We start from the raw sequence: 26494 nt of genomic DNA, 5'->3' as shown, positions 1-26494 counted from the left end.
ATAGTCTGATTATTTCTTTATTTAATATTAGTTAATTTCTTAGGTTGAACTTTTTGATAAATTAAGTTAGCACCTTTGAATTCATAATTCTTAAGATCGTTAAGAATTGATTTAGATGAGATTTTTTTAGAGCTTTTTGCTAATTCAAGTTTTTGTGAAGTAATTAAACGCTCTTTTAAACTCTTAGATGCAAATGGATGAATCGGTTTAATTTCAGCTGAAACTAATGGCTTTTTGTACTTGTTAATATCATTAATCTTAACAAATTCATTGCTAATGTTTTTAACAACAATTTTATTAGCTTCTTCTTTAAGCTTCTTAGTTAATTCTTTTGATAGTTTTTCTGAACTATATTCACCTTGAGAGATTAAACGGTGTTTAATATTTTGTTTTTGTTCAATAATTAAACGAGTAATCTCTTCGTCTAAACCTTCAAACTTAAAGTCTTCTTCTTGCGATTGATCAATTTGCTGATCATCAATTAATTCAGTAGTTGAACTCTTATCTTCTAAGTAGTATTTTAATTTTTCTGAATTCTTGTTAATTAATGATTGGAAATCAATTGTTGGATGGTTTTCGATTGTTTCTCAATCTGAAACTTCGATATCAACAACATCTTGAGTTTGTTCATAAGCTTCAGCATTATGATCTAATTCAATTAGATCATCATCACTAGTCTTATCTTCTTGAACGATTTTTAACGTTGGTGCAATTGAGTAATCTATTGATTTTTTACAGAACATCTTAAATTCTGTTTGTTCATCAATAATCTTGTAATAATCGCTAAAATCAAAATCTGAATAGTTGTATTTGATATCAATCTGTTCAGGTTTTCAACCAGAATCATAAACTTTGATTGGGTGAATTGTTTCGTCTAATAGCTCTACATTTAGTGCTTTATAGTCTGGTTTAAAATCAATAACTGTTGTTTGTAAATCCTCAATAAGAATATCTGATTGCGCTTGAACTTTTTGTTGATCTACAGTTTGATCAACTTGTTGTTCATTAACTAAACCATCTGATTCTTCAAATTTTTCTTCAACTTCTTCTTGAGCAAACTCTTTATTTAATTGTTCTAGTTGTTCTAATTCATAATCGAACTCATCAATTAAATTTTGAAGCAAGTCAACTTCATCTTCACCAGCTAAGTTTTTTAATTCAGTTGCTTTAGTTTTTATTGAATTTTGGTGAGTTTGACTTTTAGCTTGTTGTGTTTGCTTAACTAATTCTTCAAGTTGATTTACTAATCTTTGCACTTCAGTTAGATCTACTGATTGATTAATATCAACTTTTTGCACTTGTTCAATTTGTGATTTTAATACTTCAACTGGTTGTTTTAACTCTGTTGTTGGAGTTGAGAAATCAACCTTAGCTAAACGAACAGGAATTTGTTGTAATTGATCTAATGGTTTTTTATTAACTGTTGGCTTTTGTAGGTCAGTGAATGTGCGGTGATCGTTTAATGGAACATTTTCTACTTCTTGCTTAATGTATTTATCTTCTCTAATATTAGCAGGAATCTCTTCTAATTGATCAAGTGGCTTTTTAGGTTTCGTAATTTTTTTAACTTCACTATTAAGCTTAGTGTTTAAACTAGCAACATCAACATGAAGTTCTTTAGATTTCATACTATCTTCTTGTGAAACTTTGTATCTGATGTTGCGATCATCAACATTAGAGTGAATCGATAGTTTATCAACTAAAGGCTCAACTTTGATAATCTCATCTTCGCTTGCGTTTAAATCAACAGCATATTGAACAACTTCACTAGTTGATTGGTAAGATGGTTTAATCTTGTTTTGTTCTTGTTTGTTTGTTAATTCCTCTTTTGCTAGATCATGAACGTGAATATCGATAATCTCTTCTTGGAATGAATCGATATTAATCTTAGGAATAACTGCATCCAAATCATTTTGTTCAATTTTAATTGTCTGATTGATTGAATTAATTAAATGATTATCAAGATTTGATTGAGTTTGAACAAAATCTGGGTGAACTTCTTGTTTAATCTCAGTTTGAATACTTAATTGTTGGTTAATCTCAATTGGTTGTTCAACATTTAAAAGTACATCTGGTTCATAGATATCATGTTTAAGTGTTGCTTCATCAATCACAATCGCTTCATAAACATGTTTATCATTCGAATCAAGTAGATCTTTTTGTTCAATTCTTGAATCAAAATCAAAATTATTAATATTAATCTGTTCTAATTCAACTAATTCTTCTTGACTTAAATTAATATCATTAGCAATTACCTCTAAGGTGTCGTTAATTTGTTCTGATTGTTTTTGTTCATAAGTTAATGAATTACTAATAATCTCATCAATTAACTCGCTTGCATTTGAAAACTCATTAGCTTTTTCAATTAAATCTTTATCTGCTAATTCATGATAATCGCCATCATAAACTGTTGAAGTAATTAACGATTTTTCTGTTTCGTCAAAAAAATCATCAAATCGTTTATTAATTGATTCTTTGATTGCTTGTGCTGTTTGATCAGTTTTTTTGGTTTTTTTAGAAATAAGACGTTTTTTAGATTTTTGCTTAATCTCATCAAATTCAGCTTGCAATAGATCTTCTTCGTCTAGAACAGTATCAAAGTATTTATTTTTTAGTTGGCTTTTGTTAGTTTTGATCTCACCAGAAAAGATCTCATTTTCATCGTTAATAATTGATTTGTGACTAAAATCAAGATCGTCATCTTGTTCAAATTCACTTTGAATCTTAACGTTTAATAATTGAGGTCCGTATTGTTCGATTGGTTGTTCAATTGCTTGCTCAACCTTAGTTTTTCTAACCCGTTTTTTATTGGTTTTAGTTTCTGATTTATTTTTCTTTGTTCTAGCCATAACTTACACTTCTTATAAAATTTGATACTTCTTGAAGTTTTTTAATTCTCAATTTGCAATCAAGTTAACTAAATCATTCTGATTTAAATAATTCACTCGATAATGGTATTTTCAACTAAGCGCATTAATAATTGGACCAACTTCGTTGTGATTAATACCTAAAATATAGCCCCTTTTCTTGTGTTTGTCAATTAAAGTAATCTGCTCGGTCCAAGAAACATGGTAATCATAAACAATCTCAACTTGATCAATAAAATTACTTGCACTAATAAATGCTGATAATAACACTTTTGTGTTATTCATCATTTCGCTAATTGAATGCTCGTTATGTTCAAAGATAATGTAGTTAATTGGGTGATAGAACACTAAGAAATATAGTGGTTCACGTTTTTTAGTTAGATCATTTTCAACAACTCTGATCATCTTTAAGATCTTAGCTTTGTCTAAAACGCGAATGATCTCTAACAGTTCTTCAAAATCAATTTCTAATTCTTTTGATAAGAAGTTGAGATTAAAACATGGAATTTTAGCGTACACAACAATATTTAATAACGCCATACATGTTCTGATCGAAAATTTCTTACTAAACAGTTCGTACACATCGTGACGGAATAAATTAACGATCTGATTAAAGAACAAGATTTGCGCATCAGCTTTTTCATTAAATCGCGCTAAGATCGGGCTGTATGAATTTAAATATTGGTAATAATCAACAAAATCAAGTTCGGCAAATTTTTCTTTTGTAATTAAGTATTCGCTAAATCTAAATGGTTTTAAATAAAAGTGGTTGAAATTATAGTGTTCAATAATCTTATCGTATAAGATTCCAGAGTTATTTACAAACAAGTAGAAGGTAATATTTTGTTTCTTAGCAACTTTTGCAATCTGCTTGAACCAAATTCTTGTGCCTTCTTGTTGGTTCATATTGTTGATAATCACAAACGCGTTATCAATCGCTTTAATCTTATCTAAGAAATCATCAATCTTAGTTTCCTCATTTACATAAACTGAGCTAAGATCAACTAAGTAAAGATCATTCAAACGATCAAGCGCCTGAAATCTGCTGTAAATCTCACTAATAATTTCAGTTTGTCCTGAATAATCTAGTCCTGAAATTACCGAAACTTTTTTCGTCTTTTTTACTGAAAACAAAACATCAACAAAGAACCCACGAGTAAAGTTGGTGGTTAAATTTTGACTAATTCAGTTTTTAATCTGTTCTGAGTGAATGAATTGCATAATAACTTGACTACTTATTTGAGTTAATGATCTTGTTTGCGTATTTTTTAATCTCTTCTTTAGATAATCTTCCCTTGTTTACGCGTTTGAATACTCCCCTACGACCACTCATTTTTTGAGGCATCGTGTCTTTTTCACCAATTTGGGTTAGATAGATTTTTTTAGCAAATCATCCACCAGGTTTTCTAATCTTAAGTGATTGATCATTTGCTAATTGCTCTTTGATCTTATCGTTCATGATCACGACATCTTCAGTCTTGTAATGATTTATACCATCATCTACACGATCAAGATTATCATAATCATTGATTATTGAATTATCATCTAAAGCTAATCCTTGATCTGATTGTTCTTGATCAGTTTGATCTTGATTTTGCTCTTCATATGAATCATAGTAACGATCATAATCATAGTTGAATTCATCAAGAATGCGTGGATCTAATTCAACATCCACTGGTTCATAATAAATTCCATTTTCATCAACATAGCCTTCATCATATTGATCATATGATTGATAGTAATCATAATAATTACTTAGATCAGGATAGTAGTTGTATGTATTTTCTTTAATGCGAGAGATCTCTTCATTAAACTTCTCAGAGATCTTATTTGTAATCTGATCAGTAATTAGATTAATACTTTCCTTGTTGTAGGTTGTATTAATATCATCAATGAATTGATCCTTACTGTTATTGTACTGATCAATAATTGATTGGTTGTGCTGTTGTTCTAGTTTTAGTTGTTTAATCTGATCGTTAATCAATTTAATATTTGATTGATCAGCACCACTTAGATTTTGATAGCGTTGTTTTTGGTTTTCTAATTCAGCTAAAGCTTTATTATTATTATTAATTAAGATCTCTTGATATTGGTTTCACTCTAAGTTTTTTAGTTTGATAATATCATCAAACTGATTCTTTTGTTGGTTGAGTTTTTCAATGATCTCACTTTGTTTTTGTTTGATCTGCTTATCGTATTCTTTTTGTTGATCGTTTAATACTTTTAGATAAGTATCGCGAATCTGAACAAAATCATTTTCTTGATCATCACCTTTTAAGAACTCATTAGTTTTGGCTTGAATCTTTTCATTAATCAGACGAATTAAATCGTTTTTGCTGTTGATTAATTCATTTTCATATTGTTGTTTGTGTTGGTTTAAGATCGTTTCATAAGCTATCTTTTGGTTTTCTAAAACGTCTTTAAACTCACTAGTTTTTTTAATGATCTCAGATTGGTTTTGTTCTTGTGTTTTAAGTAGTTGTTTTTTAAGTAGATCAATCTGTGCGTTTAGCACTTGAATCTGTGCGTTTGATTCTTCTTGGCGTAATTCAAGCAGTTTTTTATCTTCTTGGTATTTTTGTCTTAAATGATCAATCTCATCACCTTGTAGATGATTGCCTACTAAAACTGAACTTTGATCAACAACTTTTGATTTAAGAATTTCAGGTTTTAATTGTTCTAAATTAATATTTTTAATTACTTGTTGGTAATTTGAGATGTTTAAACTTGATAAATTAGTTTTATCTGATACTTTAGTTTGTTTATTTAGCTCGGTTTTTGGTAGTTCAACATTAATTGCTTCTTGTAAAACATAACTAGAATCAATATCAGATAGATTAATTGCTTGATCTTTAATCTGTTTTTTGATCTGATCAAACTTTTGGTTTTCTACCTGAATATTTCTTACTAAAATATTTAGATGATCAATTTCAGCAATCGGTTGATTTACAACTATTTCATCATCAACTAGTTCTTGATTAATAATTTCTGGCACAACCTTTGTTTGTGGTTGGATCTTAATATTATCTTCAATTAAAGGATTTAGTTGATCAATCTCTTTAGTTAAGATTACTGGTTCTTGTTCACTATTTTGCTCACTTACAACAAGGACATTTTGGTTGTCTAAATCAGTTGATTTAACGGTTTGATCAGCAATAATAATTTGATCATCGTTAACGATTGGAGCAATCTTAATTTCAGTTGAAGGCACGCTCATTTCAGTTAAATGGATCGGGCGCAATTCGTTTAAGAGATTAATTTTTTCTTCTAAAATCTTTTCTTGTCTAATAATTGCTGCTGCTAACTGATCAACAATATATTTTTGTGAATTTTTAGTCAATTCAAGTTGAGCTTGGTGTTCTTTTCGTAGCTCGTTAAGTTGTCTTTGGTTAACTTCAATTAGTTCTAATTGGGTGTTAATTACTGAGTGTTTTAACAACTCTAGATCTTGCTTGTTAATCTGATTAATATCAACCTTTAATTCTTCACGTAATTGTTCAAGATCAGTTTTAGTAATCTTATTAGAATTATTGTTTAATTGTTCTTTTATTAGTTCTAAATCGTATTTAGATAAGTTTTGATTGGTTAATCATTCTAATTTATTTGTATCTAATGAACTGTTGTTTGCTAATTTAATTAAATGATTTAGTTCATTGTTAATGAAATCAATTGCTTGTTCAAGATTGACAAGTTTAGCTTTAGCTTCTAATTTAAGATCAAATAGATAAGTTAGTAACTGATTTGGTGAATTAAACTCTTGATCATTCAGATAAAATAATCAAGGTTTAATATCAACTTTAGTTATTTCATTAGCAATTATCGTTGAATACTTATTAATTTCATCAAAAACAATCTGTGCTTTTGATAAAGTTTTACTTAACGCATATGATTGTTTTTTTAATTCAGCAAAATCCTTGTTTGATACTAATTGTTCAAGATCAGCATGTTCAAAATCGTTATGATAAAAGCTCTTGTATAAATTTTCTAAAAAATTCAATTGTTGCTTAATTGCAACTGGGTCATTATTAAGCTCTTGTTGATTCACAAGGTTATTATGATCAGCATTTAGATCGCTTAATAATTCAGCCTTTAAGTCTTCTAATTGTTTAGTTAAAATCGCAATAATCGCATCATCTTGCGCTTCATCTTCAGTAGTATATGGAACTTCGTAATTAATGCGATAGTTTACTTCTGGAGCTTTTATAGCTTGGTAAGGCGATTTAAATTTAGAATTAAAAGCTTGCTTGTCCCCTTTTTTGATGACTTCAGGCTTATTAATAGTTGGCTTTTTATCTGTTAATAACGAATTGAATTGATCTTTATTATTCATCTTATAAGTTACTTTGTTTTCTTTTCTCGATTAGTTCTTTAATCGTTTTAATCTCATTTGCTAATTGGTTGATGCGTTCTTTTTTAGCATAAGATAGATCACGATTTTGGTTTAGGTCAATTCTTAAATTTTGATGAACTGGTAAAGCGCGATCTACGTATTCTTTTTTATCTTTGTTAATCGCTGTAAAATTACCCAAACCATCATTCAGATTATTTTTAATCTCTGGTCTTAGTGAATCTTTTTTAATCTTTTCAGTATTAGTTTTAATTGCAGCAATCTCATCATAAAGATCAGTTAACTTCTTTTGCACTTCGTTGTTTTCGTTTCTTAGTAAACTAATATTTTCTTCGTATGCATTTTTGAAGTTATCAAACATATGTTGGTATTTTTGGTCTTGAGATTCTAAAGTTTTTCTTACTTCAATCGGACCTTGTTCGATCGCTTCAGCAAGCTGGTTAATCTGATTAGTGAAAAGTTCTTTTTGGTTATTAAATAATGCTGCTTGATTTTTAAAATCAGCCTTAATTTCATCAAATAAACTTCTTAATTCTTTTGAATAAGAATTTGCTGGCACAATCGCATTTGAATGAGTTGTTGTATTGGTTAAAACTGTTCTAATCTCATCTAGTAATTGTGAGTTTGCACTTAATTCATTTAGTTGGTTAGCATCATCATCTAGATCAATCTTATTTTCTAGTTGGTTGATACGTCTTTGGGTGTTGTTAGCTACTTTATTTAGTAAGTTTTGTAATGAATTAATCTTATATGAATTATCTGCATTTAGGTGGTTGTGATAATTCATATGTTGTGAAGTACTATCAGCTAATGATTGTTTATGATGTTTTAATTGCTTTAATTGTTTAACCAACTTAGAATTTTTCTTTTGAGCTTCTTGCAATGCTCATTGATGCTCTTTTTGCATCATGAAGATCTGTTGTTGGTTAATTAATTGTTGCATTTGCATCAACGGATTATTGAAATCAAAACCTGGTTGTTTTGGATAACTAACACCAACAAGTTGCGGCGCTTGGATTGGTATTACGCCTTGGTTTGGCACTACTTGAGAATTTGGCGCGATATTGAAAAAGTTTGGATAAGGGTTTTGGAAGTTTGCCATATTATGATTATTAATTTCTTTTTGAATATTGTTTCTTTGTTTTAGTAGGTTGTTTCTTGCATCAATAATCTTCTTATTGATTTGCACCAGTTTTTTAAATTGCTCTTGTAGCTTTTGTTGTTTAGTTTTTAGTTGCTGATCTGTTGCTTTTGCGGTTGATAAAACCTTTTTGGCTTTATCATATTCGATTCTAAGATTTTGCTTCTTTTCTTCTAAGAACCGTTCAGTTTTTTGCAGCTTGTACGTATTTTCTGAATTTTTTTCTAATTCTTTTTGAAGATCACTACGCTGTTTAATAATCAGTTTTTCTAAATTGTGTAGTTGTTGTTGTTTTAGATCAACTTCTTGCTTAATATTTGTAATATGATCTTTTTGTTTTATCACTTCACTTAAAGTGTTTTGGATTAGATCTTTTTGATCTTTAAGCTTCTTTTCTTCATGTTTCTTAGTAACGTTAAATCGTTCTTTTTGTTCGTGTAATTCTTCCTGAGTTTTTAGTAATGATTTACGTAGTTGGGCGTTTTTGTGTTTTTGTTCTACAAGAATTTGTTTTTGTTGCTGCTGTTGTTTGTATGTGTTGTAGATCTTAGAACGTAATAAAGCAATCTTAGTTGATTTTTTATTTAGTTGGTCGTTTAGTAATTCAACTTTGCTAAAGAAGTTATTCTTTTGGTTTTTTAATTTTTGCTGTTCGTTTTTAATCGCACGTTCTAAACGTTGGTAGTGTTCAATACGAACCTTTAGATCCTTCTTATTAACGTTGACGTTATAACTTTCTTTTTCAAGTAAATAACGTAGTTGTTTTAAGTCTTCGATCTTAAAGTTCAGACTACGTTCTTTTTGTTGAACTTGTTGGTAGAAATCATCGATCTCTTTTAGTTCATTTTCTTTACGTTGAGAAAAGCTGCGTTTTTCTCGTTCTAAAGTTTGGTATTTAGCTTCTAATTCGCGTGCAAGTGCGTGCTGCTCTGAAGTGATACGATCGATATTTGAACGATCTAATGAAACTTTTTGTTTTTCAAACTCAAGATCATTCTCCATCTTTCTTAGATGGGTAATCACTTCAGTTTTTTTAGCATCCAATAAATCATTTTCGCGATCGATCTTCTCTTTTTGATCATTTAAAAGCGCTAGGCGTTCATTAATCTTAGCCTTATCAACTTTATTAGTTTTACGAACCAAATCTAATTTAGCCACAGCTAAATTGATATCGTTCATATTCTTAACAACTGCTTTTTCGCGTTTTGCTAGTTTTTCGCGTTCAAGTTTAAGTTTGGCAAACTCAGTTTTCTTATCTTGATTAAAACGTTCAACTTCAGACTCTAATCGATCAAACTTGCGTTGTAGATCAGCATCTTTTTCTTCTTGTTTTCGTGCTTTTTCATTTAACTGAACTGAACGTAATGATAAGATCTCATGTTTTTTGTTGATTTCAGCTTTTAATACACCGATACGTTCAATTAGATCAAGACGTTTTTTAGCAAGCAATTCTTCTTCTTGCTTAAAGCGTTTTTCGCTCTTTTCTAAAACTCCTAAACGGTCTTCGATCTCTTGTTTTTGTAAACGACCATCACGCGCTTTTGAAAATAACTCTTCTTTTTGATTATCAATTTGACGTTGTGCTAATTCAACTTCATCACGTTGTTTTTTAATCTCTAAATAAAGATTAGAGATCTTGTTGAACTTATCACGTTTTTGCTCATCAAAGTTATTTCTTTCTTCTTGTAAACGTCTGAAATCTTTTTTGATCTGTTCTTCTTGAGCTTCTTGTTCAGCTTTTCTTTGCTTAATCTGCTCTTCGCGAATCAATAACAACTCATTACGTTGATTGTATTCAGATTCTAATAACTTTACTTGATTATCAAACTTAATCTGTTCTTGTTTGATTCGGTTTTGGTGGTTTAAATAGTCGATCTCAGCATGTTTAAACTCTTCAAGCTTAGCAGCGATCATCTCACTTTTAGCGTTGTTATTTTTTTCAATCGCTTTAAGTTCGTTGTAACGATCATTAACTTTTTGAGCGTATAAAACTAGTTCGTTTTCTTTAATGCTTAAGTTATTTTTAGCTTCAAGTAATTCTTCGAACTTTTGTTGTTTTTGTTGAGCAAACTTTTTCTTTTGTTCTTCAAGTTCTTGTAATTCGTAAGTTAAATTAGAGTTCAGTTCGTTGTATTGAGTTTGTTGCTCTTTTTTAAGTTGCTCTAATTCGTTACGTTTTTTAACAAGATCGGATTCTAAAAGATTAAGTCTTTCAACTGAGTTATTTTTGAAATTCTCAATGTTATTTTGATAGATCTCTAACTCTTTTCTTTCATTAGCTAAAGTTTTGATCTCTTCATCAATGAATTTCTTTAATTTAGTATTCTCTTCTTTATCAGCATCAACTGCTTTGCGTTCAGATGTTAACTTTCTTAATTCGTTTTCGATCGCAGCTTTTTTTAACTCTAATTCTTGGTGAATCGCTTGTGATTTGTGGAACGCTTCATTTTTTTGAACTGTTACATCGTTTTGAAAACTAATTAATGATGCTTCTTTTTGTTGTAAGCTCTTTTCATAAATTGAAAGATCTTCTTTTTGGCGTTTTAAATCACGTTCAAAAATCTTTAGATCTTCAATCATCTTATCAGACTTCTGATCTAATTCTTCTTGTTGTTTATCTAAATAACTCTTAGAGATATTTAAGTTTTCAAGATCACTCTTTAGTTTTTGTTCAAGAATTAAATTGTTTTGTTTGCTTTTTTGTGCGCGATTAATCTCTTCATTTAATTCTTCGATCTTTTCTTGAACTTCAGATTGTTTTAGTTGTAATTGTTCATAACCATCTTTAAGTTCTTTTTCGCGTTGAGAAAGTTTCTTTTGTTCTCAACTAACATTATTTTCAAAGTCAGTTTGCTGACGTTTGATATCACGTTCATACTGTAACAACTCTTGTTGACGTTCATCGTTTTTCTTGCGTTCGATTAGCAACATGCGTTGTAAATCAGCACGTTCAGATTCAACATCAAGTTGAATCTTTCTGATTGTTTGTTGATCAATTAATTCGCGTTGGTCAAGATCGCGACGACGTTGATCAATCTCGCTTTTTAAATGTTCAAGATTTCTTAATTTAGCTAAGATCTCACGTTTTTGGTTGTTAAGATCGTTTTCTTTAAGCGCAGCCTCATTTAGCTTGGTGTTTGCTTCTAAGAAAAGTTCATCGATCTCTTGGCGTTTTTTATTTAAAGAAGCTTCAGCAGCTTTGTAGCGTCTTTCTTGGTTTTCTTTTTCGTGTTCGATCTTTAGTTTTTGATCAACTAAATCAGAACGATAACTTTCAAGCTCGTTAATCTTTTCATTAACGATTCCATCTTGCTCGTGTTTTTTACGTTCAAGAATATTATGTTTTTGTTTTAATTCATCTTGAAGATTATTTAATGCTGCAAGAGATTGCTTGCGCATTGATTCGAATGATAAATTAGCAATCTTTAAACGATCATAATCTTCTTTTAGTTTATTCAATAAACGTTGAGTTTTATTGTTCTTATTTATAAGTAATTGTTCTTCTTGAACATTACGATCATGAGCTTTATTAGCTTCTAAGATTGCGTTTTTAGCTTTCTTATAAGAATTTTCTAATTCGATCTTACGTAGAGCAAAATACTGATCAGCATTAGCTTTAGATTGTAAAATTTTAGATTGCTGATCGTTGAAATTCTGCTTAGCTTTTTCAATCTCATTTTTAAGATTGTCTAAATTGTGAGCATAATCTTTTAGTTTTTTATCATGCTCACTTCGCATCTGCTTAAGTGATTTTAGATATTGTTCTAACTGTGAACGGTATCTACGAATCGATTCTTTTTTAAGGTTTAAATTGTATAAGTGTAACTTTTTAGCACCTTGAAGTTTTTTACGCTGTTCAGTTAAATCTTCAATCTCTTTTTTAATTTTTTGACGAGTCGCATCATCTAAAAAGCTAACTCCGTAAGAGTCATCATTTAGTTTAGCAATTCGGTCATCGATTAGATTTTGCAATCTTAAAGATTGACGATCAATCTCTGAAATCTCATCATTTGAACGATTTAATAGATCATTATATTCACTAGTTTCATCAGCTAATTTATTTTTGAGTTGATCGATTTGAATATAGTCTTTTCTAATACTCTTATCAAGTGTATTATTATAAGAATCGATCTTAGCTTGTTCACTGCTTAAGCGTTGATTTAAATTATGAACAAAATCAATTGAATCATTCTTATATTGTTCAATGTGATACAGTTCATTATCTAAACGATCTAGTTCATTAATTAAGAACTGTCTTTCATCTTCAAAATCTTGCGGATGAAACTGATCTTGGTTAGCTTCTAAATCATCAATTGCTTGTAATAATCGTTGACGTTCATTATTGATTTCTGCTTGCGCTTTTTGGTAATAATCAATGTCTTGATTAACTTGGATGCTTTGTTTTTTTAATTTTTCTAATTCGTCTTTAGTATAAAAGTTATTGTTACCATTTAGATAACTATCTTTATCAATATTATTATACTGATTAGCAATTAAATTTTCTTGATTTGCTTTGATATAACCATCATCAAATCCAGTGTCATAAACATCTTGAAAGACATTATTTGTGCGCTCATCCAATTGATCAGCATCAAAGTCAGAATTAGAATGTAGTTTCATGTAAACTTATATCAACTTAGCTAATTTTAGCGATTATTGTAAGGGTCGAATTTTGCTCTGCCTCCACGTCTTCTGAATGAAGGTTGAATTTCCTCGTATTCTGGGTATTCATAAGCTGGTGGATAGTATTGGTTTTCTAATTCATACACAGCTTCATCATAACCTGTGTTGTAAGCGTCATCTAGCATCATACGCTCATTTAAACGATTACTGTAATAATCGTTGTGTCTTGGTGGTTGAGGAACTAAGTAGTTTGGTTGTTGAACTACTGTTGGTGGTAATGCTAGAATTTGAGGTGGTAATTGTTGAGATTGAGGTTGTGGTAATGCTTGTGGTTGAGGTGGGTTAATTGTTTGTTTAAACATATTAGCCAGCATTAATTTCTCAAACAATGTTGGGTTTTCGTTTGGTAATTGGAATGGATTATTTACCACTTGAGCTGGTGCTGGAGGTGGTGGTAATTGTTGGTATTGATGAACTGGTGGCATCATCATTTGAGGGTTAGCAAATCCATAAGGATTGTTCATTCCCATCATCATTTGTTGAGGCGGCATTTGGTTCATCTGAGCCATTTGCGCTGATTGTCTTAGTGAGTTGTTAATTTGTTGTTGTTGGTAAGACAATGTTTGGTTTAAGTGTTGAGATTGCAATTGTGATTGGTTTGCGTAGTTTTCAACTTTAGATACAACTTCTGATAACGCTTTTTGTAAAGAATTTTGTAACGAACTTTGTAAGTTGCTCATTTCTTCTTTCTTAGCAGCTTGCTGTTGGTTGATCTTTTCACTAATCTTCTTGCTAGTAATTTCAGTTAATTTATCAGCAAATACTTCAAATTTGTTATCAAGTTTACCTTCAAGATTTTGTGATGATTCTTTTACGTGGTTTTGTAGTGAATCGTTTGCTTGTTTAGTTTGTTCGATAATTTTTTCAATCTTTTGAGCAAACTCTTTGTCTTGTTCTTGCTTAGCTTTTTGACTGTAATTGAACGATTCTTGAGTTTGGTTTAATTTTTCAGTTAATAATTGGATCTTCTTTTCAAAGCTATCAATTAACTGATGGTTTGATTGTTCAAAAGTTTGTTTTGTTTCTTTTGAATTTTCCTTGCTTTCATCAATAATTTCTTTAGTTTGATCTAGTTTTTCTGCTAACTCTTCTAGACGTTTTTCTAATTTAGATCTAGAACTCACTTCTTCTTCACTTGGTTGGTGAGTTTTAGTTCTCATTTCATTGATGCTTTCTAGTAATGTTTGTAATTGAGTTTCAATACGTTTGTTTGAATCTTCTAATGATTCATTAGATGATCTTAATTGTTCGTTTGTTGATTTTAATTGATCGTTACTAGATTTTAGTTCTTCATTTGCACGTTGTAACATCTTAAAATTCTCAGCAGCCTCTAACTTAAATTTCTCAATCTCTTGAAGGTTATTTTTTCTAATTTCTTCAAACTTAGGTAATAATGCAGATTCGATATCTTCAAACGGAATATTGATTACACCTTCTTCTTCATCTTGGTTAACTAACTCACCCTGACTTAAATTAATATCATCATCTGATCCTAACTCTTCGCTTTCATCATAAGTCGGTTTCGCTTCTAGATGAGGTGTGATTGGTGTTTGGTCAGGTTGGTTAACTGTTGCAAGTTCAGGTAATAACCCTCTTGTTTGAGGCGCTTGAGCTTGTTTTTTCTTACTACGTGATTTTACTTCATCTTCTTCATCGTAATAAGAAACTAATTCTGTACCACTGTTGCTGTTTAAGAAATCTCTTAGATCCTTTTCGTGAGTAGGTTCTTCATCCGCTTCAACTTGTTGTTTTTCTTCATAATTAGAATCAACAACCGCTAATTGGTTATTAGCTTGATCATAATTATCTCATTGTTGATCTTGGTTGTATTGATCATATTCACCTTGGTTTTGATCATATCCTTGATCGTATTGATCATTTCCACCAGGTAACATACCAACAGGATTACCATACTCGTCGTATTGCATTTGGTTTGGGTCGTATTGATCATTTCCACCAGGTAACATACCAACAGGATTACCATACTCGTCGTATTGCATTTGGTTTGGATCGTATTGATCATTTCCACCAGGCAACATACCTACTGGATTACCATACTCATCATATTGCATTTGGTTTGGATCGTATTGATCATTTCCAACAGGTAACATGCCTACTGGATTACCGTATTGATCGTATTCTTGTTGTTGGTTTTGATCATATTGATTTTGATTGATCATCATTCCATTAGCATCGTAAACTGCTAATGAAGGGTCACTTACAGGGTTACCGTTAGCATCATATCCATATGATACTAGTCCGCCTGATTGTTGTTGTTGGTATTGATCAAATCCTTCTTGTCCAGGTTGATTAAAATTGTTTTGATTGTTATCCATTATATTTTGCCAATTGCAATTTTAAGTGTAATAAAAATAATATTCTAGATATATGGTAAAAGCCTCTGAAATAATGAAAAATCAGAGTTGTGTCCATTATCATAAAATATTATAACAAAATAAAGTTTGATATTACCTAAATAAAAGCAAATAGCAATTATAATATTCTGCCTAAATTTTCGTTAATTCAAGTAGTTCATTTTTTGATCCGAAAATCAGTTTTTTCAGGTTGAGAATCTTGATCAATCATTAAACCAACCACTTTGTTTTTATAAAGCGCTCTTGACTCTTCGAAATCGTATTCGTATTCTTTAATATCAGTTGCACCAATAATGTGAGCTTTCTTACGATTTAAGATCTCAAACAAACGTCCCATTCCATCGCAAAAAGTGTAAGGATAAGTTTGGCAATCACCACAACCAAATAGTAAGAATGTTTTGTTTTCTACTTCAAGACGTTTGAAATCAAATTCTAACCAAACATCTAAGATATCACCCGTTCCCCAAGTAGATGTGCCAAAAATGATCACATCAAATTCGTTGATGAAATCCACGTTGGTTTTAGTAACATCGATTAATGTTGTTGGATATTTAATCTCTGCTTCAATTTTTTTGGCAATTAATTCCGTTGTTCCAAGATTAGTGCCATAAACAATCACAATCTTTTTCATCTAAACTAATTTACTACAGCGATCACAGATCTCGTTGTTGGTTTTACTTAATTCTTTAAAGTAATTTCAGCATCTTAAACATTTATTAAAATCAGTTTTTTCTACGGTAATTTCATCATTTTTGGTGAAATAAACTTCAGCAACATTTAACCAAGATTTTAATGATTTAACTAAATGTTTGTTTATATCTAAATATTGTTTTGATAGATAAACTACCACTTCATTTGATTTAGCAATCACTTTGTCTTTTCTTAATTTTTCAATTTGAGCATAAACATCATCTTTTAGTTTATTAAATTGGTTTGCTAAACTTTCAAGATCTAAATCAGATTTAATTTCAAACAATTGTGGTTGATCAATTAGATAAACCGATTTTTCTTTATTAGGGACTTGGTAGTGTGAATAAGCTTCTTCACAAGTATGTACTAAAATTGGCGCAATTCTAAATAGTGCATTAATAAAGATGTAGTTTAGTGTAGCTTGAATTGCTTTTCTAGTTGAATCATTTTTGCTATTACAGTATAAGCTGTCTTTGATTAATTCAAAGTATCAAGCTGATAGTTCAACAACCATTTGATTTAGTTCTTTAGTAATATCTAAATAGTCATAATTTAGATAAGCTTGATCGATCTTTTTAAACGATTTATTCACATGATTAATTGTAAGTAAATCAGCTAAGCTTAGTTGATATTCGCCTAATGGTTTAAAATCAAAATCATTTAGATTTCCTAAGATAAATCTAAATAAACTATTACGAATTTTACGGTAAATTTCACTATTTTGATCAATTATTTGATTACCAATTCTGTGATCGTTTGAATAATCAATTGATGCCGCTCACAGTCTTAAAATGTCAGCACCTTTGTTTTTAATGATCGTTAAAGGATTAATCACATTACCCTGTGATTTTGACATTTTCATACCCTTTTCATCAAGAGTAAATCCATGTGAAACTAATTCTTGATAAGGAGCAGTTTTATTTAAAACTGTCGCACAAATCATACTAGAGTTGAATCAACCACGATACTGATCATTACCCTCAAAGTAGATTGTTGCTTTGGTATTAATGCCGTTTTCTTTTAAAACATTAAATGATGTACCAGAATCAAACCACACATCAAGAATATCAGTTTCCTTATAATATTCTTTTCTTGGATCATATTTATTAGTTAAAAAATACTTAGCATCATGTTCGTATCAAGCTTTAACGCCTTCAGCTTCCATAATTCTAATCGTGTTGTCAATTAATTCTTTATCAAGAATTGGTTCGTGGTTATCATCAAAGATAATTGGAATTGGTAATCCTCAAGTTCTTTGACGTGAAATGCATCAGTCTGAACGTTCAGCCACCATATTTAACATTCTTTTAGCATAACGATCGTTTGGATATTTAACGTTATTAATATTTTTTATTAACTGATCTTTTATTGATTTAATATTAATGAATCACTGCTTTGTAGCACGATAAATAACTGGTTTTTTTGATCTTCAGTCATGAGCTGCTTGGTGATTGATAAAACCAAATGATAGTAAAGAATTTTTTGCTTCAAGTTGCTTGGTAATGATCTTGTTAGCATCATCATAAAATACCCCTACAAGTTGTTTATCATGTACTGTTTGATCAAAACAACCATCGTCGTTGATTGGTACATAAGCATCAATTCCATACTTCTTACATACTAAAAAGTCATCAAGACCAAACCCTGGTGCTGTATGAACTAAACCTGTACCATCAGAATCACTTACGTGTTCGCCTAGAACAACAATACCTGTTTTGTTTTCATATAAACAGTGTTGGTATTTAATCTTATCTAATAAGTTACCTTTAAGTTTCTTAATAATTTTTGGGTTATTAAACTTAAATTTTTCAACTAATTGATCAAATAAGTTAGCACCTACTAAATACTTATTATTATTATTAACTTCAAATAAGGTGTATTCTAGTTCTGGATGAACTGAGATCGCTAAATTTGATGGTAAAGTCCAAGGTGTGGTTGTCCAAATCACCAAATTAACATCTTTGCCAACAAGATCGTTATCTAATGTTTTAAAAGATACGTAAATACTTGGACTTTTTGTTTCTTTGTATTCGATCTCGGCATCTGATAAAACTGATTTAGATGATCAAGATCAATAAATTGGTTTGTAATCTTGGTATACCAAACCTTCGTTGATCATTTTAGCAAACACCTTTAATTGATCAACTTCGTATTGCTTATCGTATGTGTGATAACAAACTTTAAAATCAGTTACCAACCCAAGACTGGCAAACTGTTCTTTTTGCTTTTGCACCTGGTTAAAAGCAAAATCACGACAAACTTCAATACGTTCTAGTACTGATAATTTGAAAAACTCCTTTTGACCTAATTTAGATTGCACTGCATGTTCAATCGGCAAACCGTGCGTATCTCACCCTAAGATAAACGGACTGTAATACCCTTGCATTAATCATCTTCTTACGATCACATCTTTTAGAATTTTGTTCATTGTGTGACCAACATGAATATCACCATTAGCATAAGGTGGTCCGTCATGTAAAATCTTTTGGATGTTGTTCTTGTTTTTTTCTAATCTTAGTTGGTAGATCTTATCATCTAACCACTTTTGTTGGATCTTACTTTCTTTAGTCGCTAAATTTGCCTTCATTTCAAAAGTTGTTGATGGCATTAATAATGTATCTTTATAATTTTTATTCATAACCAGGTTTTGACTTATTTTATTTTAAAAATAAAAAGCACTTTTATTTTAAATAATTAAAATTATATCGTCATGTCATCTAAAATTAATGTTGTTTTATATCAGCCACAAGACCCAAGAAATGCTGGTAATATAGCAAGAAGTTGTGTTGGTTTTAACGCTACCTTACATATGATTCATCCGTTTGGTTTTTTTATAACGGATGAACGGTTTAAACGAGCTGGTTTAGATTATTGAGATAATCTAAAATTAAAACAATATGCTGATTTTGATGAATTCATTAAGCAAAATCAGATTGATGACAATTTGTTTTTATTTACTAAAAAAGCTGATAACTATTTATCAGATATTAATTTTAAAGAATATTTGGATCATAATAAAGCTGTTTATTTAATTTTTGGTGAAGAAACAAATGGTTTACCTAATGATTTGTTGACCAAATATAAAGATAATTTAGTCAAAATTCCCATGCACAATGCGATTAGAAGTTTCAATCTTGCTAATAGTGTCATCTGTGCTTTATATGAACTGAGTCGACAAAACGAATTTAAGAACATTGAATAAAATTTATGCGAATTAGAAATATCAAAGATGCTCATTTAAAGATCAACAAAGCCAAAAACATTATTAGTATTGATCAGTTAAAAGTTAAATTAGATTCCAATCAAAACAACGTTTTGGAGATCGGTTCAGGTAAAGGAGGATTTATTTACCAAAAAGCGTTAAACAATCGTGAAGTGAACTACTTCGGAATTGAAAAAAACGCTACTGTGATCTTAAAGATGATCAATAAATGTGAACAACTTGAACAATTAACAAATTTATATATTATCAACGGTGATTTTGCATTGATTGATCATGAGATAGCTAACCAATCATTTGATAAAATTTATCTAAATTTTTCAGACCCATGACCAAAAAAGCGTCATGCTAAAAAGCGTCTTGTTGATATTAATTTTTTAAGTAAATATCAAAGAATTCTCAAACCTGACGGCATTATCGAATTCAAAACTGATAATGATGCTTTATTTGCTTATGCACTTGAAATGATTCAAAGTGTTGAAAAAATAAAAATCATCGCTTATACGTTTGACTTGCACAGTCTTGATATAAACGATGATCTATTAAAAGATAATGTAATTACCGAATACGAGCAACGCTTTATTAACTTGAATAAAAATATTAATAAGGTTGTATTTAAGTTTATCTAATTAATTATTGTTGGTATTAGTTGGTTGATTATTAATTTTAACTGCACTAACTTTGATTACTCTTCAGATGTAGTTAAATGCATCTTTATAACTATCAAATAATTTGGTTGTGTTCTTTAGGCGAATTTCATAAATTAAGTTAAGGTTAGCTACTTGTGTTAACTTATCGTTTTCGTATAAGAATCTTGTTGAAGGGTTAATCGTCATCGTGCTAGCTGCTGTTGCTGTGATGTTTTTAATCTCTTCATCACTTGGTCAGTTAGCTTTATCATAAGTACCTTCATAGATGATATCACCTAATCAGTTTCTTAAAACTAAAACATCTTTAGATTCTTGGGTAACTGAAGCGATCTCAGGCTTGATCTCACTGCGGTATTTAATTAATTTAGTATTGCTTACAGAAGGGTTAACAGTTTGGTTAAAGATCTTGGCTAATCGTGTTTGTTTAATTGTTCCATCTTTTTTTCAAGCTAACATTACATCATAAACGTTAACTAGATGTTGCATGTTGGCATTATTATCTGAATTAAATAATGTTGTGCTAATTGGTCCAATAATTCCATCAGGGTTAACATCACTATTAGATGTATCACCACGATCATTTAAGATACGAATACCTCGACTAATTTGTTGTAAACCTAATTGTTGGTATAAATTACTTAAACTAAAGTTTTGACTATTATACTTAACAAATAAGTTGTTATCATTAAGAGGTTTTAATGTAACTTGTTTTTTAGCAGGATCATAACTTACAGAGTTAGATACATTAACTAATAATGTATTAACACGGTTAGGGAATTGCTTTTTATATTCTTTTAGTGTTTGCGCTAAAACATTGATCGCGCTACTATTTGGATCAGCATTATATCTGTCCATAAATAAACTCTTCAAGTTTTCATCACTTAAGATGTTTAGTGAGAACAACGGTTGATTGTTGTATTGGATTACAAACATCTTATCTTTAGAGTTTAGGGTTTCATTTAGCGAAAATAAATTGTTTACTAAATTTTGTAACGCATTTTGTGCATTAACATTAATAGCTTGACCTGATTGTATTAGTGCTGATGCTAATTGTAAGTTTAGTTGGTTAAGAATAACTGAACTCATGTAAGTTTTAATATCATCACGTGAAGTGTTTGAACTGATATCAAAGCCATCAAAAATCTTTTTAGTTAGCACTGATTGTGCTGCAGATACTAATTGGTTAATTAACTGTTCTTTCTGTGTGCTTTCAGATGGGATAGCTGCTTTTAATTGTGATCTTAATTGGTTAACTAAATCAGCTGGAACACGGTAACTTTGAATTCCATTTTGACTTACGTTAAGACTAATTGACATATCAACAAACTTAGCTCTTGGATTAGTATAGATCCCTACGTTGTTATTACCTTGAACATCACCTGATCAACCGATACCATTTCCATCACCATGAACAGTAGCACGAATTGTGTTGTCTTGGAAACCGTTGAATAAACCATTAGCTTTAGCTACATCATAGTTAAGGTTATAATTATTAGCTACAACTTTGTTGAAAGCTGTGCGAATCGGTGTTAATGATGAAAATTGTTTTCTAAATGTGCCTGGATCTGTAAACGCTTGAATACTATCAATAAATGAATTGATATTAGAAAACGCATGATACTTATTGATATTTTCTGTATCAGATCTTAGATAAGCTGGTAATCGGTATTCAACTGAAGAAGTTTTACTAATTGATAGGTATGGAATACCATATCAGATTGTAAACGGTTTGTTGTTATTATTAATTGTACCCTTAACGTTGATATATAAACCATTCATTAAGAAGTTATTAATAATTGTGTAGATGCGGTTACCAATATCAGAAATTGTTTGCTTATTGTATAAAGCAGTGTTATCAACCTTGCTGTATTGGCTTTTATCACTATTTAATTCATATAACTTAATATCGAACGGACTATTATCTAAGTTTAATGAATCGATTGCTAAATTCTTAACTCTTAGGATATCAATTAAGTTAAGTGGGTTAACATCAATAACTGCTGGACCATTACCAGTTACGTTTTCAAACTGGTAATAGTAAACATCTTTAAACAATCGGTTTAATTGTTCATCGATTGAAGCTTGTTTTTGCGCATTAGTTGGTTGCGTTGTAGTAGTTGGGATATTGTTAGCTTCACTTTGAGTGTAGATTAATCCGTTAGCACTCTTAATGTATTTTTCAGGAGCTTTAATTCTTTGAAGCGCAGCTTCAGATTGAACTGAAGTGTATTTGTTATCTTCTAATAAGTAAGCTGGCTTGTAGTTATTAGCTGCAAATGATGGGTCTGTAATTGATTTAAGACCATCTGTGTTGATGATTTCACCAGTCACTTGGTCTTTTTGAATATTCTCACCAATCATCAATTTGCGGTCAACAAAATTATTTGCTACTGATAAGTAATAAGAAGCAGCTTGCTTTTCGTCGCAGAAATTACGATTATTAAAAGAAATATTGCTTCTTAAAAAAGCATCAGGGTTGTTAGGATCATAACCATTTAGGTTACTTTCTTCTGACATAACCTCATTGCTTTGTCGTTCAACTGGTGATATTTTATCAATACTTATATCTCTTTGATAGAAGTATAGTCCACTCATGATTGAACCGACTCCAACACCGAATAAACTAGCACCAAAAAGAACTTTTTTAAATAATTTCATATCCAGAAATAGTTAACTTATATTTTGTATTTATTAATTATAACATTTAAGTTTATTCTTGTACATATACAAAATAAACATAAGATAGATAAAATGCAGATTTCTAGTGTGATAAAAATATTATGTAGTATAATATGTTTCGTGATTATGGCGGTTGTGGCGAAGCGGTTTAACGCACCTGACTGTGAATCAGGCATGCACGGGTTCAAATCCCGTCAATCGCCCCATTAAAATATAAAACTTCATATAAATACGATAGGGAATGCTGAATTCCCTATTTTTTATTTCGTATATAAATTTGCCTAATATTTAATAAAAAAAGTTATAGCAATGCTATAACTTTTCTATATTTTCTTAATTGGTTAAAAGACTAGTACATTCGGTGTTTTTTTTGTAAACGTTTACGAGCTGCTTTTTCTTTTTCTCGTCTTTTAACGCCTTTTCTAAGGTGGTATTCGTGTTTAAGGAATGATCTCTTAGTTTCGCTAGCAACGCGTTTAAATTTACGTAATGCTAATTCAAGATCTCCGTCTTTTACTTCGATTTTTGGCACAAAATTACCTCCTTTTCTAAAATTTTCACTTGTATATTATAAGATATTATCTTTTTTTATGTGTATAAGATTGATTAATATTTTCAATTTCTTTAGTTAGATTCTCTCTAGCTTCTTTATTTTTCTGGTATTCTAGTTCGTTTTGTCTACGAATTTGCTCAGCTTTTTTAAATTCTGAATCTAGCATCGAAGAGGTTAATTTCATCTCATTGATTTTTTCATCAAACTTTCTTTGAATTCGTTTATCAATCTCTTGTTGTTCGTTAAAAGGATTTAGTGTAGCAAACTCTTTTTTAGTTCTTGGTTGTAATTCTGTTTGCTTATTATTGCTAACCTGATAATTATTAACTACTTGTTGGTAGTTTTCATAATCCTTTTCTGAAAGTGTAGCATCTTTTTTGGGAGTTAGTTTAGTAGCAAAATCATTGTGGAAATCAACTACTAAAGATGCTTCATTAATATCTTCTTGAAAATCGTTAATCTTTGTTGTTGAAAAACGATCAGCCTTTTCTTTTATCTGTTTATTTAGATAATTTTTCTTAAGTTCTTTGATCTGGTCAAGTATTTTGTAAACCCGATCAAGATCGTATTGATAATCGTTAGGATCTTCTTCACCCTTTTTGAAAGGAATGTTTAGAAGCATCTTCATTCATTCGGCTTTAGTATAACCTTGAGCCTTAGCATTTTTTCAAGAACGTTTCAGCTCTTTCTTATCATAACTGTTTGTGGGGTTAAGAATATTAATTAATAAACGACTTCTTAAGCTATCAGCATAAAACAACTGATCATAAACACTAAACAGATCTTTTGAAATCTCTTGTTCGATCTGTTCTTTATTAATTTCTTCTTGCTTTTTTAAAGCTATTGATTGCTTAAACTTTTTAAAGTCTTCTTCACATTCTTTTCCGTAAGTTTTAATGAAGTTATGGATATTAAAGTATCCATAATAAAGTTTACAATCCTTGATGTATTTTGATCATTCAAAATCAAAACCATAGAAGTTCTTATACCCTTCTAGAAACGCTTCTCACTTAGAAAGTTTATCAAATGATGAACTTCTATTGGTTAAGTTTTGATCGATCTTATCACTCATACTCTTTAATAATTATACTAAAGCTAAATCTTCAAATTGACTGTTCAACTTAACGATTAAACGTTAGGATAACGCTTCTTTAAAACTGAGTTAATTCAAGGAATAAATAAGAATAAACCTAATAAACCAAAGTAAATAACAGTTAACATGTAAGTCGGTAAACCTTTACCTGCTATCGTTTTATCAGCTTCAATAAATCCACCTCAAGCACCTGTAATACTTAATGGATCTTTAACTGAAGTAATAATTGGATTAATTAAAAACACTCAGATACCTTGGTATGCAAAAGTTATGAATACCAAGATTGAAGCAACCGGAGCTATAAACATAAAGAACTTAGTTATCTTGTGTTCTTTTGTTAATTTAAACAACTCAATGTAATCAGCTTCTTTTTGTTTTAATTCATTTAATCTAGCTTGTTGCTTGCCATCAAGTGTTTGGGTTTTAGCTAATAATCTTAATTCTTTTTTCTCTTCAGAAGTTAATTGTTTATCCTTATTTTTAAACATTACCTTCATACGTTTGATAAAGATTGCAAACGGAATTAATGCATAAACAATAAAGAAAAATAGTGTTGGGAAATTGGTAATACCATCAGCGATTCGATCATTTCCCATCCCAATACTAATCGCTGCAATTATCGTTCCAAAGATGACCACAATAAATAGGTAAGATATTATACCCATAATTTGGCTTTTGAAGTTGTATAGTCTATCTTGTTCAGATACAGTATTGAACTTCCCATTAAGTGTACGTTTCAATCATTTAGAACCAAAGATTAAATCATCATTAACAAGTCCCTGATGGTTTGAGATAGTTACTAGCATAAACGCATTAGCTACCCCAAGAATTGAAATTAATAAGAAGATGTTAAAGATAATTCTAAATGCATAAGAAATTGTTTTAGCTCTTTCAGCATCAACCTTAAATACAGTAGTTAATAAGTTTTCGTTAATACTTGAAACAGCAAAACCGTTACCTAAAAAAATCATTCCTAATGTGATCAAGATATATGCAACAGAAACTGTAATAACACCAAAAGATAAGATGATCTTAGTGTATTTTTGCGGTTTAGCCATCTTATCTTGAATTGAAGTAAATCCTAAGAATGAGTCAAAAGAAAATAAGATTGAAGGTAAAACTACTAAGATTGTCGTAATTGATTGACTGTTGCCCAATTTGTTAGCAGCTTGAGCAGCAGCACTTGATTGGTTTAATAAAGATTGATTGTAGTTATTAGCACCAGCAATAATTCCTACGATTGTAACAATCAGAATTGGTAAAAACTTGATAATTACACTAGTTGATTGAAAAGCTTTTGATGCGGTTAATGATAATGAATTAATCGCGAAGAAAATTAAAAAGAAGACAAATGCAATCCCAATTGTCATTAAGATTGATGCTCGCGGTGATTTATTATTAAAATCGTTTAACAATCCCATGGTGCCGTTTGAGTCAACCATGAATAAAAACAATTCACCAGCATACATGAATAACACCACTCCAATGATTCCGTTATAAAAGTGTGATTGAGAAATCTTGAAGAAGCGTCCTGCTTTTTTACCTAAACTGATATCACAATAACCAGAAACCCCAAATTTAGAACTTCCAGTTGTCGTTACTTCAATAAATGATAATGCTAATAATAGCGTAATAATCGCACTAATTACTCACGCAGCAATAATTAAAGTTGGATCATTTCCGGTTTCTCGAAACACTCCGATATTCTTAACAAAAATACCGACACCGATCACTGCTCCAATCATCATTGATAGCGAAGCGAATAACCCAATTTTGTTTTTGTTTTTCTTGAGTCTTATCATAATAAAATTTTGTACATTCAATTTTTATTAATAAATAGTAAAAATTTATACTTTTTTATTTTATAAAAAAAAACAAACAATTATTTATTTTTTTGAGGCACCGAATTCAATTTTGTGTAAAACAATTAATTAACTCAAAAAAGAAAGGTTAATATAATTTTATAAACGGTAAACAAAAATGAATTCAAAAGACGAACAAATGAAACAGATTCAAAAATTAATCGTTGAATTTGTAAAACAATTTGGTCCTAATAGCGGAAAGCAACTATTAAACATCACTGATTATATTGCTAAGCCTGTTTTACAGGCTCTGGTTGATGGTGAACACGTTGGCAAACTAGAATTATTGAGAGAAAATGCTGATAATGATGAAAACGTGTATCAAAACGGATC

General features: G+C 30.2%; 13 protein-coding genes, 1 tRNA gene and 1 pseudogene. 4 read left to right on the top strand and 11 right to left on the bottom strand.

Going from position 1 to position 26494, the window contains the following annotated elements; all coding sequences use genetic code 4:
* Positions 1-17: 17 nt before the first annotated feature.
* From P690_RS0101905 to ileS, 7 genes are all read right to left on the bottom strand, one after another.
* The gene (locus P690_RS0101905) at positions 18-2849 is read right to left on the bottom strand and encodes a hypothetical protein (RefSeq protein WP_027122108.1); all 2832 of its coding nucleotides are present in this window, start codon (positions 2847-2849) and stop codon (positions 18-20) included.
* Between the two features lie 12 nt (positions 2850-2861).
* A complete protein-coding gene (locus tag P690_RS0101900; RefSeq protein WP_027122107.1) occupies positions 2862-4088 on the bottom strand; it encodes a hypothetical protein in 1227 nt (408 codons plus the stop codon).
* A 10-nt stretch (positions 4089-4098) separates the two neighbouring features.
* A complete protein-coding gene (locus tag P690_RS0101895) occupies positions 4099-7197 on the bottom strand; it encodes a hypothetical protein (RefSeq protein ID WP_027122106.1) in 3099 nt (1032 codons plus the stop codon).
* 1 nt (position 7198) lies between these two features.
* Positions 7199-12976 carry a terminal organelle tip protein HMW2 gene (hmw2, locus tag P690_RS0101890; RefSeq protein ID WP_027122105.1) on the bottom strand — a complete coding sequence of 1926 codons (5778 nt, stop codon included), beginning with the start codon at positions 12974-12976 and terminating at the stop codon, positions 7199-7201.
* A gap of 26 nt (positions 12977-13002) precedes the next feature.
* On the bottom strand, positions 13003-15375 hold the full coding sequence (locus tag P690_RS0101885) for a fibronectin-binding protein (RefSeq protein WP_027122104.1): 2373 nt from the start codon (positions 15373-15375) through the stop codon (positions 13003-13005).
* Positions 15376-15532: 157 nt separating this feature from the next.
* Positions 15533-16045: a flavodoxin domain-containing protein gene (locus P690_RS0101880; RefSeq protein WP_027122103.1), complete on the bottom strand. Its 513-nt coding sequence runs from the start codon at positions 16043-16045 to the stop codon at positions 15533-15535.
* On the bottom strand, positions 16046-18742 hold the full coding sequence (ileS, locus tag P690_RS0101875; protein ID WP_027122102.1) for an isoleucine--tRNA ligase: 2697 nt from the start codon (positions 18740-18742) through the stop codon (positions 16046-16048).
* Between the two features lie 72 nt (positions 18743-18814).
* On the opposite strand from ileS, the gene P690_RS0101870 reads away from it, so the two are divergent.
* Complete coding sequence (locus tag P690_RS0101870; protein WP_027122101.1) at positions 18815-19306, top strand: tRNA (cytidine(34)-2'-O)-methyltransferase; 492 nt, start codon at positions 18815-18817, stop codon at positions 19304-19306.
* Positions 19307-19311: 5 nt separating this feature from the next.
* Positions 19312-19953, top strand: a complete 642-nt coding sequence (trmB, locus tag P690_RS0101865; RefSeq protein WP_027122100.1) for a tRNA (guanosine(46)-N7)-methyltransferase TrmB — start codon at positions 19312-19314, stop codon at positions 19951-19953.
* On the opposite strand, the gene P690_RS0101860 is transcribed toward trmB, so the two are convergent.
* Positions 19954-22632, bottom strand: coding sequence for a hypothetical protein (locus tag P690_RS0101860; RefSeq protein ID WP_245576665.1), 2679 nt, complete (start codon positions 22630-22632; stop codon positions 19954-19956).
* A 150-nt stretch (positions 22633-22782) separates the two neighbouring features.
* Here P690_RS0101860 and P690_RS0101855 point away from each other — a divergent pair.
* Positions 22783-22859 (top strand) — tRNA-His (locus P690_RS0101855).
* Positions 22860-23002: 143 nt separating this feature from the next.
* On the opposite strand, the gene rpsU is transcribed toward P690_RS0101855, so the two are convergent.
* Genes rpsU through P690_RS0101840 form a run of 3 tightly spaced genes read right to left on the bottom strand, consistent with a single transcriptional unit; the run spans position 23003 to position 26101 of the window.
* Positions 23003-23185: a 30S ribosomal protein S21 gene (rpsU, locus tag P690_RS0101850; RefSeq protein WP_011113556.1), complete on the bottom strand. Its 183-nt coding sequence runs from the start codon at positions 23183-23185 to the stop codon at positions 23003-23005.
* 46 nt (positions 23186-23231) lie between these two features.
* Positions 23232-24278: a DUF5454 family protein gene (locus tag P690_RS0101845; protein WP_027122098.1), complete on the bottom strand. Its 1047-nt coding sequence runs from the start codon at positions 24276-24278 to the stop codon at positions 23232-23234.
* A gap of 56 nt (positions 24279-24334) precedes the next feature.
* Positions 24335-26101 carry an APC family permease gene (locus P690_RS0101840; RefSeq protein ID WP_027122097.1) on the bottom strand — a complete coding sequence of 589 codons (1767 nt, stop codon included), beginning with the start codon at positions 26099-26101 and terminating at the stop codon, positions 24335-24337.
* A 178-nt stretch (positions 26102-26279) separates the two neighbouring features.
* On the opposite strand from P690_RS0101840, the pseudogene P690_RS0101835 reads away from it, so the two are divergent.
* Positions 26280-26494 (top strand): annotated as a pseudogene (locus P690_RS0101835) (IS256 family transposase); the annotation flags it as partial.

Origin of the sequence: Mycoplasma imitans ATCC 51306, from assembly GCF_000518305.1 — a bacterium.
GTDB lineage: Bacteria > Bacillota_I > Bacilli_A > Mycoplasmatales > Mycoplasmoidaceae > Mycoplasmoides > Mycoplasmoides imitans.
Note: the sequence above shows the minus strand (reverse complement) of the source record. Positions and strands in the feature narration are given on the sequence as shown.